Raw genomic sequence first — 14,536 nt, 5'->3', positions numbered from 1 at the left:
TCCATATGAGAGCGGCTCGGCTCGTCATCGCCGTGCTGACGGCGGCGACGGTCGTCATGTTTCCGTCGGCGGCACAGGCCGCCGACGGCCCGGAGATTCAATACGCGACGAGTCAGTTCGAGAGCGAGACCGGCGTCCTGCTCGTCGGGATCTGGTCGGAGGCCGGCGTGGCCGCGGTGCACGCCGATGTGAAGAACGGCTCCGGTGAGGTCATCGCCTCCACCGACGCGTTCAGCCTCGACAGTGACCAGGAGGAGTTCACGGTCTGGGCGACACAGGAGCCGTTCCTCCTGCCGGAGCTGGGCTACTACCCGGTCGACGTGCGCGTCACCGACAACAACGGGGTCACCACCACCCGGACCGATGCCGGCACGCTGTCCTACGTGGTCGCGACGTTCTTCGACTCGGTGACGGTCAAGCCCGCGACGGCGACGTATGAGAAGCGGACCGTCACGGTGAGCGGGGTGCTCAAGGAGCGCCGGCCCGGCACCAGGGAGATCCGGCGGGTGCCGGCGGCGGCGATCGAGCTGATGAGCGGCATCAACTGGCGGGACACGACGACCGGTCCGGACGGCGGGTTCAGCGCGGAGGTCCCGATCACCGAGAGTGGCCGGCGGATCTTCGTCAATTTCCCGTACGACTCGTCGCGCCCCTACCACCTGTCGTCCTCCTACGACACGCCGGACGTCCTGATCAAGCCGCGCGCGACCCGGGTGACCTCCACCGTCACCGCCAAGCGGGTCAAGGCCGGCGAGTCGATCACCGTCTCCGGGGTGGTGTCGTGGAAGACCCCGGCCGGATGGGTGCCGGTCAGCACCGGGCGGGTCAACGTGAGCGCGTGCAACGCCCAGGACATCTGCACGTCCTTCGAGGTCGTGCCGGTCGCCGCCGACGGGACGTATTCGTTGACCCTGACGCCGTACGAGACGACCACCCTGCGGTCCTACTACATCCCGCCGTACCGGGAGGACGGCTACATGGACCCGTTCGTGGCGGTGAGCCAGCGGGACGTGCCGATCGTCGTGTTGCAGAAGTCGTCGATCCCCCGTTTCCGGGCGTCACGCGAGAGCAGTGGTGCGGTGCTGCTGACCGGCAGCGTCGAGTTCGCGGGCCACCTCACGCCGGGCACCATCCCGGTCGAGTTCCAGTTCTCGGAGACCGGCGCGGGCGACTGGCTGACCGTCGGCGACGACGACCAGTCCTACTGGGACGGTGAGGGCGGCTACGAGTTCGAGGGCCGGCTGACCGAGTCCCGTTCCGGCTGGTGGAGGGCCCGCTACCCAGGCGACCCCCAGAACTTCGCGGCGTCGGCGAGCACCAAGATCTACGTACCCTGACCCGGTCTGGCCCGTCCACCCTCGGCGTGGGCTGGCCCGTCCACCCTTGGCGTGGGCCGGTGCGTCGACCACAGATTCACCGGGTCACCCCGCGCCGGTGGTGCGCGATCACCAGCGGGACGATGCCGATCGGGTACCAGATCAGGTCGACCGGGTCGAAGGCGGCGCCGAGCACGAGACGGGCCGCCAGGCTGTCCGCGGACAGCGCCGCCGGGATGCCTGTGAGCTGGAAGAGTTCGGCGCCCCAGCACCAGGCCAGGGCGATGCCGCCGGCGGTGAGCGGGCCCAGGCGCGGGCCGAGGAACCGCACCCCGGCCCAGGTCATCGAGGCGTAGAGGGCGGTGCCGGAGGACTGCTCCGCCCAGCTGCCGAGGGGTGCCACCGCCCGGATCGCGAGGGCGGTGGCCAGGCACCCGAGCGCGGCCCCGAGCATCGCGAGGCGGAAGCGCCCGTGGCTGATCGGCATGGCCGCGATCGTAGGGGGCGGCCGAAAGCCCGAGGCGGAGCCGGTCAGCCCCGGTGGGCCGGTCGGTCAGCGCCGGTCGGTCAGCGCCGGTCAGCCCCGGTAGGCCGGGTACGACCGGCGCTGGTTGACCGGCATCCGCTGGTTGTTCGCATGGTGCGCGCGGCCGCGGGCCGGTGAGCCGGCGGCGAGACGGGCAGCCGTGGCGCTCAACGGCCGGCCGGACTGGTTCGGATCGCCCATCATCTTGATGATCGACCGGGAGGCCTCGTCGTAGCCGGTGCGGTACGCCTTGTCCCGTTCCACACCGTGCCGATGCCACTGATGGATCCGGCCGACCGCGTACCCGGTGGACATCACGATGGCCAGCGTGAGCAGGAAGTACAGGATGTAGTTCCCGGGCGCTGTCATGATCCACCTGCTGATTTCCGGAGCGTTTTCGATGGCTCCGCCGCATAGCCTTCTTTCATGGCTTCCATCCTTGGTGGCACGTTTTCCGGATAGTGGATTCCGGTGGATGAATTCACCGTCGGCGCGTTTCCGGAGATGGTCGCGAGCGTTTCGAGAATTCTGCTCTCAGGACAGGAAACTCGCGTTCGACGACGGCGGACGTCAGTCGCGGGTGCACCGTTGGCGGCAAAAGGCACGTCCTCGGATGGCCGATCGGCCCAGTCTGCCCGTGGTGTCCTCAGGTGGTCTCGGCCCGGCTCGTCAGCGTGTCCGGGCCGGACGGCCAGCCGGCTTCCAGCCCGGTGACGACCTGGTGCTGCGCCATGTCCAGATGGGTGGCGACCTCGGCGACCGTGGGGGAGCGGTGCAGGCGCCGGGACAGGTCGCTCTCGGCCGCGACGATCGCCAGCTGGAGGGCCGGCAGCGGGCGGGCCGCCGAGGGCCGGCGGCGTATCAGCTCCAGGCGGTGCCGCCGCAGGGCCCGGATGACCAGCGGGACGACCCGGAGGCAGAAGTCCGGGCGCTGGGTGCCCAGGCGGCGCTCGGCGTCGACGATCGTGGTCACGGCGGCCTGGACCATCTCTTCGTCGCTGTCGCCGGCTGTCGTGAACCGCGCCGACAGGTGCTGGGCGAGGGGACGCCAGCGCTCGCGGGAGCGGTCGTCCCGGCCGGATCGGTCGTCGGTGACGTCGGCTTTCCGCACGGCTCGGCTCCCTCAGGGTTCGTGGATATCGGATTCGACCATGTGCGCCATGGGGCCTCACCACTACAACAGACCGATGCCGACGTACGCATTCAGCGGTAAGCGTCGTTGTGCCCACCCACCTTTGCCGGATGTCCGCCCGTCCGAATTAACCCGGCGGTGTAGGTCCTTTCATTTTTCGGCCGCCGGGCCCGGTTCGCACCGATGGCCGACGAATGTGATCGCCCGCGTGGGGCGGCCCAACCCGCTTTTCGTCCGGGCCCTCCGCGATTCGGCGGTAGTTGATATCCGAGCGACGGAGGCCGAAGGAGTGAGAAGCGCCCCAGGTTCACGCGAACGTGTTGATGCTGATTTGCTTCCTTTGACCGTTTGCGAACGATTTAAAGCGAATCGCTGACCGCCGACTCTGCGAGGGGTACCGATCGTGATCACGGATTCCGAGGTGACGCTGCACCGCCGCGAGGCCGACGGTGTGACGATCTATCAGGGGTCGACGGCGCAGCGGCCGGCGCCGGAGCCGCCGGACAAGGCGATCGCCATCCTGGCCTTGGCGCAGCGCACCGCCGACGAACACATCGCCGATGCGCGGATCCAGGCCGACCGGCTCCTGGCCGAGGCCCGCGCCTACGCCGAGGAGCAGCGCGTCGACGCCGACCGGCTCCTGTCCGACGCACGTGCCGAGGCGGAGCACATCGTGTCGGGTGGCACCGTCTACGCCGAGCAGCTGAGACTCCAGGCGCAGCAGCGTTACGAGGACGCCGTCGGTGGGCTGTCGGCCAAGCGGGAGGCGCTGCAGCGGCAGATCGAGACGCTGGCCTCTTTCGACCAGGACTACCGGCAGCGGATCACGCTGTTCCTGCAGAGCCAGTTGCGGGCACTCTGGGCCGACCATCCGCAGACGGTGGACTCACTCGAGGACGACCTGCGCGTGCCCGGCGGGCCGGTCGAGTCCCTGGGGGCGGGCTGAGCACCCGCCTGTCGATCCCGCGCCGGGTCACCGGCGCGTCGTCACTCGCGTTCCACGCGCAGCCGGCGCTGGCGCTGGAGGTCGATCTCCCGCCAGTTGTCCGGGATCTGCGCGACGAAGAAGCGCTGGACCGGCGAGAGCCCGCCGGTCTGCGCGAGCATCTTCTGCATGCGGATCCACCTGCGGGTGTCGGTCCGTGCGCGTTGCACCCGGGCGCGGGCCACCGGGTCCGAGGGGTCGCTGTACGGCTGGTCGCTCTCCAGCAGCGCGAGGGCCGCCTTGTAGGCCGCCCGCCAGCGGGTCGGCAGGGTGGTGTCGGTCATGGTGAATAACTTGCCAGAAATGTCGGCCTGCATCAGGAACGTCTATTTTCGGCGTGTAGCCCCCGGCTACCAGCGGAGCGGCCGTTGTGCAAGGTGCCGAAATACCCTTGTGCGAACTATTTCGAGGGAGAACCGACGCGGATCAGGTGACATGCGGCCAGTCGCCCGTCGTGAGTTCGGGGGTCATCGGATGGCCGGACGGGTGAACCGGATCGAGCAATGAGCCAGCAACGTCGGTCCGGCTGCACTACGTCATGCGAGTGACCGCGTGATTACCGCATGGAAAATGGCGCCGATTCGCGAATCCTGCTCACTTCGCGAGTGCTACCGGGCCGGTCCACTGAACGGTTGGCCGTTGTCTGTCGATCCGGCGACCGGTGGTATCCGGCCGTTCGACATCCGGCGTGGGGGAAATCGGGTTCTTCATCGCGAGAGGCTTCACCGGGCCGACCGGAAGGAATCGCGATGAGGGAGCTCGCCCGGACGACGGCCACGGGGGGAGGAGGTGCCCCACGGCTGGTATCGAATAGTTCTTCGGTGTGTGTGACTTCGGTAGGGCGGGCGGTCGATCACCCGCCCTACCGTGCATCCGTCATCGATCCCGGACCGTTTCGACGGCGGGCATCCCGGAATCATGGTGGCCCTGCGGGGAGACCAGTGGGAAAAGCTCCTGGTAGCCCTGCCGGTAGCCCTCCCGAAAGGACCGGTCACGGTCGAGTCCCCGTTTGTACCACTGATGGAAACGTCCTCCGACATAGGAGGCCAGGGCCGAGATGACGATGCAACCGATGATCTGGAGAAAACTGCTGTCGGTCGGCATTCGACCACCTTAGTTTTTGGATACGGCGTGGCGAAATGCCGTCCGTGGCAACCGGGCATGGCTATTGGGACGGACCGTTCCGCCGATCATCGGAGTGTTTTCGTGGGTCGCGGCCCTGACGTGCCCGTTCACGTGCCGGTGCGGAACCGGCTCAGGCCGGCGGCGTGACGGCCGACAGTGACGAAGGAGGCCCGGCCGGGCCATGGCCGGGCACCGCAACGACGCAACGACGCGACGAAGGGGAAATCCGCATGACCGTCACCGCGAATCTCGACAAGCTCCTCGACAAGAAGTTCGAGGACCTCGACCTGCACGCGCTGCCGAACGCGCCGGTCGACGCGCTCGCCGGCGTGAGCAAGGCCGATGCCGAGGCGCTGGCCAAGGCGTTCGACGTGAAGACCATCGGCGATCTGGGCCGAAACCCCTACATCAAGGCCGCCGTCTCGATCACGAGCCTGGCCGACGCCAGCAACTGAGCTTGATTACGGGCCGCATCGGGGATCCACCCGATGCGGCCTGCGAATCTCCCTTCCTAACGTCGAAGACATGAAGATCCTGCTCAGAGTGCTCGGCGTGATCGTCGCGCTGTTCTTCGTCGCGCGGGCGGTGGCCGAGCCGTTCGTCATCGACGTGACCGACGCGTCCACCTATGCCAACGACTGGGGCGGCCCGAGCCTGGCCGGCGTCCTCGCGGTGCACTGCGGCCCGGGCGTGCTGGCCGCGATGTTCCTCTACGGCTCGGTGGTCCGCTGGCGTAACAGCCGTAAGCCGGAGGCCGTATCGTCCGGTCGATGAAACAAGGCGATGAAACAAGGGTGACCGTGCGGGACGTCGCCGCGCGGACCGGCCTGTCCATCGCGACGGTGTCCCGGGTGCTGAACGGGCGGGCCAACGTCGCGCCGGACACCAGGGAGCGGGTGCTCGCCGCGATGGGGGAGCTGGGCCAGAAAGCGCCGCGGCGGCGGGGCGAACGGGCCACCGGGGTCTACCTGCGCTGCCCCTACCTGCTCACCGACTATTTCGGGCTGATCGTGTCGGCGGTCACCGAGGCCCTGGAGCCGCACGGACTCCAGGTCATCCTGAACGCGGGGGTCGCCGCCCAGCGCGACCACGTGCTGACCGCCCTGACCGGCCGGCGTGACGTGGCCGGGGCGATCCTGATCCTGCCGCCGGAGCCCGGTGCCGAGCTGGCCCGGCTCCGCGATCGTGGCTTTCCGTTCGTGGTTCTCGATCCCCGTACGCCGCCGCCCCGGAATCTCGCCGCGGTGTCGGCGGCGCACTTCTCCGGAGCCCGGCAGCTCACCGCCCACCTGATCGAGCTCGGTCACCGCCGGATCGGCATCGCCGGGGGCCCGCGCGACTGGCTGGCCGGGGAGAACAGGTTCGCCGGCTACCTCGCGCCGCTCGCCGACGCCGGGGTGCTGCCGGCCCCGGAGCTGATCCGGTTCGTCGCCGAGCCGACCGTCGAGCTGGGGCACCGGGCCGCCGCCGAGCTGCTCGACCTGCCGGACCGGCCGACCGCGCTGGTGGCGTTCAACGACAAGATGGCGATCGGGGCGCTGCACGCGGCGGCCGAGCGGGGGCTGCGGGTGCCGGAGGACCTGTCGGTGGCCGGGTTCGACGACATCGAGCTGGGCCAGGCGTGCCGGCCGAGGCTCACCACGGTCCGGCAGCCGCTGGAGGAGATGGGGCGGATGGCCGTGCACCTGCTGCTGCGGATGCTCGGTGGTCACCGGGTCGACGCCCTGCACGTGGAGCTGGCGACCGAACTCGTGGTCCGCGAGTCCACCGGGCCCGTTCCTGACGTGTTTCATGGTTCCGGAACCGGCACACGTCATTCCGGAACTCGGATGCATTGACCCGTACAAATTGGCAAAGGTTTCCTTCCTGTTACCTGTCCCCCGTGTAGCAGGAGTCCTCATGAGAAAGACCGCGTTGCTCGCGGCGGCCGTGATAGGCGCCGCCTCGCTGAGCGCACCGGCCTACGCCGCCGGAGAGACCGTCAACGTCTACCTCACCACCACCTCGGACAGCGGCGGCCGCACCGTGACCCGCGGCCTGCAGCAGCAGGCGTCCATCGCCTTCGGCCCCGCCGGCGGCAGCGCCAACCAGACCATCACCGTCGACGAGGGCACCACCTACCAGGTCTTCGAGGGTGGCGGCGCGTCGATCACCGACACCACCGCCTACCTGTTGCGCGGTGGGCCGGTCAGCGCCGCGACCCGCGACCAGGTGATGTCGAAGCTGTTCAGCCCGACCGACGGCATCGGCCTGTCGTTCGTCCGTAATCCGATCGGCGCCTCCGACCTGTCCCGGCCCGGCAACGTCTCGCTCGACGACACCTGCTGCGACCTCAACGACTTCGGCGCCAACGGGTACGACACCAACGTCCGCCTGCTCACCCAGCAGGCGAAGCAGCTGAACCCGGCTCTGCGGGTCAAAGGCGTGCCGTGGAGCGCGCCCGGCTGGATGAAGGACAACGGCCGGATGGACCAGATGGGCTGGCTCAAGTGGGAGCACTACCCCACGTACGCCCAGTACCTGGTCAAGTACATCCAGAGCTACCAGGCCGCGGGCGTGCCGATCAACTACATCTCGGTGCAGAACGAGCCGAACTGCTGCCAGGCCTCGAACCCGACCGCGATGAACTACCCCGGCATGAGCTGGAACCCGTCCGGTCTCGTCGAGTTCACCAAGAACTTCGTCTACCCGGCGTTCCGTGCGGCAGGCATCAACACCAAGGTGCTGATCCACGACTGGAACTACGGCGACTACGCCAACTTCGGCGCGGCCATCCTCGCCGACGCCGGGGTGCGCAACGACCCGCTGTTCGGCGGCATCGCCTGGCACGGCTACTTCGGTGACCCGGTCGTCGGCTCGCAGGTCCACGACGCCTTCCCGGCGGTGAAGCAGTTCAGCACCGAGCACTCCGGCGGCACCTGGATCTCGAACCAGCACAACGAGGACATGGCCGACATCGTCAACTACACCCGGAACTGGAGCAGCAGCATCGTCAAGTGGAGCCTCGCTCTCAACCAGAGCATGGGCCCGCACAACGGCGGCTGCGGCACCTGCACCGGCCTGATCACCGTGCAGGAGGGCGGCTCCCGGGCCGGCCAGGTCGACTACACCATCGAGTACTACACGACCGGGCACCTCACCAGGTTCGTCAAGCCGGGCGCGGTGCGGATCGCCTCCAACAACACCACCGTGCAGAACGTCGCCTGGCGCAACCCGGACGGCTCCAAGGCCCTCATCGCGCACAACGGCGGCACGAGCGGCCAGTCGGTCCGGGTCAACTGGGGCGGCCAATCCTTCGTCTACACGCTGCCCGCCCGTACCACCGCGACCTTCACCTGGTCCGGAACCGGAAGCCCGGCGCCTGGCGGGACCATCACCGGCCTCGGCGGCAAATGCGTCGACGTGGCCGGCGCCAACAGCGCCAACGGAACGGCGATCCAGCTGTACGGCTGCAACGGCACCGCCGCCCAGCAATGGAGCCGCCCCGGTGACGGAACGCTGCGGTCGCTCGGCAAGTGCCTCGACATCAGCGGCCCGGGCAACGCCGACGGCACCGTCGCGCACCTGTGGGACTGCCACACCGGCACCTCCCAGAAATGGACGCTCGACAGCTCGCAGCGCCTGGTCAACACGTACTCCGGCAAGTGCCTCGACGTGACCGGCAACAGTTCCGCCGACGGCGCCCGCCTGCAGATCTGGACCTGCACCACCGGTGCCAACCAGAAGTGGACCCTCAACTAGAGATCAACGAGGCTGCCGGAGGCGGGCGAGCAGTTCGCCTTCGGCAGCGTCGGACGCGGGGTCCGACCAGAATCCCAGGGGTACGGACCTGAGGTTGCGCCCGAGCGGATCCAACAGATGGCCGCCCAGTTTCAGCACCCACAGCGCCACCGCCCGGTCGGTGATGGTCAGCTCCGGCACCTGCACGGCCAGCCGGGCCTCGAACCCCGCGATGTCCTGCACCGACCGCAACCAGACCACGACCAGCAGGTTCGCCGCCCCGGAGAGCGTGGCGCAGAACCGGGTCTCGCGCATCCCGCTCAACTTGCTGACCGCCCGCTGCGTCTCCGCGGGCGGCAGCGTGCACCACAACGACACCGAGATCGGATAGCCGGAGACATACCGGGCAACCTCGCAGCGGTACGAGATACCGCGCTCCGCGTCCAGCCGGTCCAGTCGTCGCCGTACCGTCGTCGGGCTCAGCCCGGTCTTCTCGGCGAGCAGGACCGCCGGCTGCCGCGGATCGTCACTGAGCGCCTGATACAGCCGGATGTCCTCGTCGGTGAACACCCGCCCGGACCACGACGGCGGCGTCCGCCCGCCGGTCAGCGCCTGCCGGGCCCGGTCACTGAGCCGCTCCAGACGCCACCGGCTGCCCTCGGTGTGCACGATCACCGCGATCTGGGTCCGCGACGACGCCACCCCGGGCAGCATGCCGAGCCGCAGACTGAGATAGCGGCCGAGCTGGACGTGATCGGTGAACGCGGCCTGGATCAGCAGGTCCCGCGCACCCGTCACGTGCTCCAGAGTCACGATGTTGACGTCGTCGGCGAGATCGGCGGCGACCTCCGGCAGCCGGCCGGCCACACAGTCGACCTCGATCACCGCCATCACCACCGACGGGATGGCCAGTTGCGCCGGCAGACAGCTGATCCACGCGTGCCCGGACCGGTGCAGCCGGCTCCAGCGGCGGGCCGCCGTCGACCCGTCCACACCGAGGGCGGCGCCGATCCGCTGCCAGTCGGCCCTCGGCGCGAGCTGCAACGCGGTCACCAACTGGTAGTCGAGCTCGTCCAGCGTGACCGATTCCAGCGTGTCAGCGGCGGTCATCGGTGGATCTCTGCAATCCCGGCGCAAGAGAGATCATTCTGGCGACCATACCGCCATGTTCTCCTCGCTTGACGCCCTTCCGCTGGCCGAACGACTGATCAGTCTGCGCCACGCGTTGCACCGCGAACCCGAGCTCGGCCTGGACCTGCCCCGGACCCAGGCGAAGGTGCTCGCCGCGCTGGACGGGCTGCCGCTGGAGATCGGCATCGGGAAGTCGCTCACCTCGGTCACCGCGGTCCTGCGCGGCGGACGGCCCGGACCGGCGGTGCTGCTGCGCGGGGACATGGACGCGCTTCCGGTGCAGGAGGAGAGCGGGGTGGCGTACGCCTCCGCGATCGCCGGGCAGATGCACGCCTGCGGGCACGACATCCACACCGCCGGCCTGGTCGGGGCCGCGCACCTGCTGGCCGGGCGGCGTGCCGAACTGGCCGGGGACGTGGTCTTCATGTTCCAGCCCGGTGAGGAGGGGCAGGGCGGCGCCCGGCTGATGCTCGACGAAGGGGTGCTCGACGCGGCGGGCAGCCGGGTCGTCGCGGCGTACGCCGTACACGTCGCCGCCACCGCCCTGCCGCTCGGCCTGGTCGCCACTCGGCCCGGCACGGTGCTCGCCGCCTCGGACACCGTCACCGTGACCGTCATCGGGCACGGCGGCCACGGCTCCTCGCCGCACCTGGCCGTCGACCCGGTCCCGGCCCTCTGCGAGATGGTGACCGCCCTGCAGACCGTCGTCACCCGCACCATCGACGCCTTCGACCCGGCCGTCGTCACCGTCGGCTCGATCCACGCCGGCTCGGCCGCCAACGTCATCCCCGAGACCGGCACCCTCCAGGTGACCGTCCGCAGCTTCTCCCTCGCCACCCACCGGGCCATCCGGGCCGGGATCGAACGGGTCCTGCGCGGCATCGCCGACGCACACGGCGTCGGCGTCGACATCGACTACCAGGAGAACTACCCGGTCACCGCGAACGACTCGGTGGAGACCGACTTCGCACTGCGCGTGGCCCGCAGGTCGTTCGGCGAGCAGCGGGTGTTCGTCGCGCCCCGCCCGATGGCCGGTTCCGAGGACTTCTCCTTCGTGCTCGACGAGGTGCCCGGGGCGTACCTGATGCTCGGCGCCGTCCCGCCCGGCACCGACCCGGCCACCGCCCCGATGAACCACGCCCCGCAAGCCGTCTTCGACGACCGCGCCGTCGGCGAGGCCGCGGTCCTGCTCGCCTCCCTCGCCGCGACCCGGCTGGCGGAAGCCGCATGACCGCCGCCGCCGAACGGCCGGTCCTCGACCGGAGCCGGGTCTCCGCGGTCGTCGGGCTGCTCGTCCTCTTCGAGATCACCAGCGGGTTCATCCAGGGCGGCGTCGCGCCGCTCCTGCCCGACCTGGGCGCCGAGATGAACATCTCGGACGCCGACCTCAACTGGGTCATCTCGGTACAGCTGCTGGCCGCCGCGGTGTCGGTCCCCGCGTTCGGCCGGCTCGGCGACCTCTACGGGCACCGGCGCATGCTGCGGATCGCGCTCGCCTGCGTCGCCGTCGGCAGCCTGCTCGTCGTCATCGCCCCCAACCTGACCATCCTGCTCGCCGGACGGGCCCTCCTCGGCCCGCTGGCGGCCCTGCTGCCCCTGGAGATCGCGCTCGTCCGCGACCGGCTCCCCACCGAACTGGCCCGCCGCGCGATCGCCCGGCTGGTCGGGGCGCTCGCCCTCGGCACCCTGCTCGGTGCGGTGCTCACCGCCGGGCTGCACGAGATCATCGGGAACGCACGGCTCACCCTGCTCGTGCCGGCGGTGCTCGCGGTGCTCTGCGTGCCGGTGTCGTTCGTGGCCGTACCGGAGAGCGAGACACTGGCCACCGGGCGACTCGACGTGCCCGGGGTGCTGCTGCTCAGCGTCTCGATGGTCGCGCTGCTCTCCGGGGTGTCCCTGATCAGCACGTCGGTCGCGGTCGGCGCGGGTGTGCTCGCCGCCGGAGTCCTCGGGCTCGCCGGGTGGATCGTCCTGGAACTGCGCACCGAGGAACCTCTCGTCGACCTTCGGGCGCTTGCCGACCGTACCGTCGCGCCGTTCTTCTTCTGCTCCTTCGTCTTCGGCATCGTCTATTTCGGGAGCCAGGCGCCGGACGCGACGTTCCTCGCCGCAGACCGCGACGCCACCGGGTACGGCTTCGGCTTCACCGCCCTGCAGATCTCCCTGGTCGCGCTGCCGGCGGCGATCGGGGCGGTCGTCGGATCCAGCCTCACCGCGGTGATCGCCGGACGGTTCGGCTACCGGCCGACGCTGGTCACGGCGTTCCTGACGATCGCGGCGACGTTCCTGGCGATGGCGCTGCTCCACGACGAGGTCTGGCAGTTGCTGCTGTTCAAGGTGCCGGTCGGACTGGCCGCGGGAGTGGCGCTCGGCGCCATGCCGACGGTCATCGCGGAGACCGCCGAACCGTCCCGGACGGGGATCACCACGGCGCTCTACAACAACGTGAAGACGCTCGGTGGCGCGGTGGCCGGGGCGGTCGTGGCGGCGATCCTGGCGGCGCTGGTGCAGGCCGGTGGGGAGACGCCGGCCGAGAGCGCGTATGTCACGGTGTGGCTCACCTGCGGCGGGCTCTGCGTCGCGGCGGCTCTGGCGGCCCGTTTCGCGCGGCGTTCCGAGGCCGTCTGACCCGCTCTGGCCGCCTGCCTCGCTGTCACCCTCTACCCGCGAGACCTTCTACCAACCGGAACCTTGACCGGCTGGGACCTTCTACCAACCGGAACCTTCGCCTGCCGGAACGCCGGGAGGGCGGGTGCCACATGGCACCCGCCCTCCCGGCGTTCGTGGAATCTCAGGACTCGATGTGCGGTGGGCGGCGCTGCGCCGGAATGACCGCGGTCGGCTCGGTCGGGAGCTTCAGCGGCTCGGTCTCGTCGCTCGGCGGCGTGACCAGGACGGTCTTCTCCTCCGTCGGCGCCGCGATAAGGGTGGTCGCTTCCTCAGCCGGAGCGGTGACCAGCGCGGTGGGCTCCTCGGCCGGCTTCGCGGCACTTGACGTGCCGGCGGTCGACGCGGTGACTGTCGTGGGCTTGGCCGGGGACGCGGCGACAGGGGCGGACGCAGCAGCGGAGACTGTCGTGGGCTTGCCCGGCGTGGCGGAAGCCCGTGCCGCGGCGGCCGGTACCGGCTTCGCCTGGGCCAGGCCCAGGCCGCTGACGACGGTCGGCTCGTCGCCGGCGGCGAGGCCCGAACCCCGGACCACCGTCGGCTCGCTCGAACCGATCGGGAGAACCGTGGTCGGCTCCGACTCGGGCACCCGGGCCGCCGGTACAGCCTGGGGCGCGGCGGGCTGCGGGGTGACTGGGCGCACAGCCTGCGGCGCGGCGGGCTGCGGGGTGACTGGGCGCGGAGTCGCGGGCTGCGGGGCCGCGGGGGACTGGGGCTGGGTCACGAAGACGGTGCGGTCGTTGTTGGCCACGATCTCGGTGCGGTCGGCGGGCCGGCCACTGTTGATCGCGACCGTCCGGTCCGCGGCCCCCGGCCGGTTGATCGCCACGGTCGGGTCGGCCGGCACTCCGGTACGGATGACAGTGGTCTGCTCGGCGGCGACCGGCGTACCGGCCACCTTGGCCGCACCCCGGAACCGGCCGATCTCGCCGATGATCGGCAGCACCGGCGGTTCGTAACGGGCCCAGCGCCGGGCACTCAACGCCGTGCCGAGCAGTGGGACGGCCAGCACCGCGGCCAGCCCGTACCCGGGCCGGCTCAGGTCGAAGCCCTCCTTGGCCACCTCCGGCGCCCACAGCGACGCGTAGGCCCCGGGTGCGTTGAACGCCCAGATCGTCACGCCGAGATAGACGGCCCCGGCCAGGACCGGCCCGGCCGGCGACACCGGCCCGGCGGCGAGGATCGAGAAGAGGATGCCGGCGAAGATCAGCAGCAGGAGCCCGCTGACCGACTCGGCGGTGAAGAAGTCCCGTCCGCGACTGCTCAGGTCGTCGGTGAAACCTACGGCGAGCAGCACCCAGATGCAGGGAGCCAGCACCAGTGCGTAAAAGATCGACCTGAGGTGACGCATGATCCGGCACGGTACCCGGCAACTGCAAGAACTACCGTACCGGCTATGGAAGAACAGCATCCCGGCCGCCCGACCGCCCTGTCCCGCGTCACCCTGAGCCGGATCATGACCGCGGTCGACGTGAACCTGTACGGGACCGTGCACGGTGGCGTGCTGATGAAATTCGTCGATGACGTCGCCGGTGCCGCAGCGGCCCGGCACAGCGGGGGCACCGCCGTCACCGCGGCGATCGACGAGATCGTCTTCCTCGAGCCGGTCCGGGTCGGCGACCTGGTGCACGCGTATGCACAGATCAACTGGACCGGTAGCACGTCGATGGAGGTCGGTGTGAAACTGGCCTCCGAGCGCTGGGACGAGGTGAGCCCCGAGCCGCTCCCGGTGGCCACCGCCTACCTGGTCTTCGTGGCCGTCGACGCGGCCGGCAACCCGCGCCGGGTGCCGCCCGTGCTGCCCGCCGAGGACGAGGACAAACGCCGGTTCACCGAGGCGATGATCCGCCGTGACCACCGGCTGGCACGGCGCGCGGCGATCCAGAAAGCCCGAGCGGAACATCACACGGCGGCCGGCTGACCCACCGTTAAGG

General features: G+C 70.1%; 16 protein-coding genes. 9 read left to right on the top strand and 7 right to left on the bottom strand.

The window, feature by feature from the left end:
* The first annotated feature begins 5 nt into the window (after positions 1-5).
* Positions 6-1,337, top strand: coding sequence for a hypothetical protein (locus ACFO0C_RS38095; RefSeq protein ID WP_378071649.1), 1,332 nt, complete (start codon positions 6-8; stop codon positions 1,335-1,337).
* Between the two features lie 76 nt (positions 1,338-1,413).
* On the opposite strand, the gene ACFO0C_RS38090 is transcribed toward ACFO0C_RS38095, so the two are convergent.
* The 3 genes from ACFO0C_RS38090 to ACFO0C_RS38080 form a co-directional block, all read right to left on the bottom strand.
* The gene (locus tag ACFO0C_RS38090) at positions 1,414-1,803 is read right to left on the bottom strand and encodes a ribosomal maturation YjgA family protein (protein ID WP_378071648.1); all 390 of its coding nucleotides are present in this window, start codon (positions 1,801-1,803) and stop codon (positions 1,414-1,416) included.
* A 90-nt stretch (positions 1,804-1,893) separates the two neighbouring features.
* Positions 1,894-2,211, bottom strand: coding sequence for a hypothetical protein (locus ACFO0C_RS38085; RefSeq protein WP_378071647.1), 318 nt, complete (start codon positions 2,209-2,211; stop codon positions 1,894-1,896).
* Positions 2,212-2,488: 277 nt separating this feature from the next.
* Entirely contained in the window at positions 2,489-2,953 is a 465-nt protein-coding gene (locus ACFO0C_RS38080; RefSeq protein WP_378071646.1) for a sigma-70 domain-containing protein, read from the bottom strand.
* A 424-nt stretch (positions 2,954-3,377) separates the two neighbouring features.
* On the opposite strand from ACFO0C_RS38080, the gene ACFO0C_RS38075 reads away from it, so the two are divergent.
* Positions 3,378-3,920: a DivIVA domain-containing protein gene (locus tag ACFO0C_RS38075; RefSeq protein ID WP_378071645.1), complete on the top strand. Its 543-nt coding sequence runs from the start codon at positions 3,378-3,380 to the stop codon at positions 3,918-3,920.
* Between the two features lie 41 nt (positions 3,921-3,961).
* On the opposite strand, the gene ACFO0C_RS38070 is transcribed toward ACFO0C_RS38075, so the two are convergent.
* A complete protein-coding gene (locus ACFO0C_RS38070) occupies positions 3,962-4,243 on the bottom strand; it encodes a hypothetical protein (RefSeq protein ID WP_378071644.1) in 282 nt (93 codons plus the stop codon).
* Positions 4,244-4,835: 592 nt separating this feature from the next.
* Positions 4,836-5,063: a hypothetical protein gene (locus tag ACFO0C_RS38065; RefSeq protein ID WP_378071643.1), complete on the bottom strand. Its 228-nt coding sequence runs from the start codon at positions 5,061-5,063 to the stop codon at positions 4,836-4,838.
* Positions 5,064-5,314: 251 nt separating this feature from the next.
* Between ACFO0C_RS38065 and ACFO0C_RS38060 the strand changes: the two genes are divergently transcribed.
* The 4 genes from ACFO0C_RS38060 to ACFO0C_RS38045 all read left to right on the top strand — a co-directional run bounded on the left by ACFO0C_RS38060 (position 5,315) and on the right by ACFO0C_RS38045 (position 8,825).
* Complete coding sequence (locus ACFO0C_RS38060) at positions 5,315-5,539, top strand: hypothetical protein (RefSeq protein ID WP_378071642.1); 225 nt, start codon at positions 5,315-5,317, stop codon at positions 5,537-5,539.
* Between the two features lie 70 nt (positions 5,540-5,609).
* Positions 5,610-5,858: a hypothetical protein gene (locus tag ACFO0C_RS38055; RefSeq protein WP_378071641.1), complete on the top strand. Its 249-nt coding sequence runs from the start codon at positions 5,610-5,612 to the stop codon at positions 5,856-5,858.
* On the top strand, positions 5,855-6,922 hold the full coding sequence (locus ACFO0C_RS38050; RefSeq protein ID WP_378071640.1) for a LacI family DNA-binding transcriptional regulator: 1,068 nt from the start codon (positions 5,855-5,857) through the stop codon (positions 6,920-6,922). Before ACFO0C_RS38055 ends, ACFO0C_RS38050 begins: the two co-directional genes overlap by 4 nt.
* Before the next feature lie 61 nt (positions 6,923-6,983).
* On the top strand, positions 6,984-8,825 hold the full coding sequence (locus ACFO0C_RS38045; protein ID WP_378071639.1) for an RICIN domain-containing protein: 1,842 nt from the start codon (positions 6,984-6,986) through the stop codon (positions 8,823-8,825).
* A gap of 3 nt (positions 8,826-8,828) precedes the next feature.
* Here the strand turns inward: ACFO0C_RS38045 and ACFO0C_RS38040 are convergent, their stop codons facing one another.
* The gene (locus ACFO0C_RS38040; RefSeq protein WP_378071638.1) at positions 8,829-9,914 is read right to left on the bottom strand and encodes an Lrp/AsnC family transcriptional regulator; all 1,086 of its coding nucleotides are present in this window, start codon (positions 9,912-9,914) and stop codon (positions 8,829-8,831) included.
* A gap of 55 nt (positions 9,915-9,969) precedes the next feature.
* Between ACFO0C_RS38040 and ACFO0C_RS38035 the strand changes: the two genes are divergently transcribed.
* The gene (locus ACFO0C_RS38035; RefSeq protein ID WP_378071637.1) at positions 9,970-11,166 is read left to right on the top strand and encodes a M20 metallopeptidase family protein; all 1,197 of its coding nucleotides are present in this window, start codon (positions 9,970-9,972) and stop codon (positions 11,164-11,166) included.
* Complete coding sequence (locus tag ACFO0C_RS38030) at positions 11,163-12,563, top strand: MFS transporter (RefSeq protein ID WP_378071636.1); 1,401 nt, start codon at positions 11,163-11,165, stop codon at positions 12,561-12,563. Before ACFO0C_RS38035 ends, ACFO0C_RS38030 begins: the two co-directional genes overlap by 4 nt.
* A 163-nt stretch (positions 12,564-12,726) precedes the next feature.
* Here the strand turns inward: ACFO0C_RS38030 and ACFO0C_RS38025 are convergent, their stop codons facing one another.
* Positions 12,727-13,953, bottom strand: a complete 1,227-nt coding sequence (locus ACFO0C_RS38025) for a hypothetical protein (RefSeq protein ID WP_378071635.1) — start codon at positions 13,951-13,953, stop codon at positions 12,727-12,729.
* Between the two features lie 45 nt (positions 13,954-13,998).
* On the opposite strand from ACFO0C_RS38025, the gene ACFO0C_RS38020 reads away from it, so the two are divergent.
* Positions 13,999-14,523 carry an acyl-CoA thioesterase gene (locus ACFO0C_RS38020; protein ID WP_378071634.1) on the top strand — a complete coding sequence of 175 codons (525 nt, stop codon included), beginning with the start codon at positions 13,999-14,001 and terminating at the stop codon, positions 14,521-14,523.
* Positions 14,524-14,536: the final 13 nt, after the last annotated feature.

Source organism: Actinoplanes subglobosus (assembly GCF_042650585.1).
GTDB lineage: Bacteria > Actinomycetota > Actinomycetes > Mycobacteriales > Micromonosporaceae > Actinoplanes > Actinoplanes subglobosus.
The sequence above is the reverse complement of the archived record's forward strand: the minus strand, read 5'-3'. Positions and strand labels throughout refer to the sequence as shown.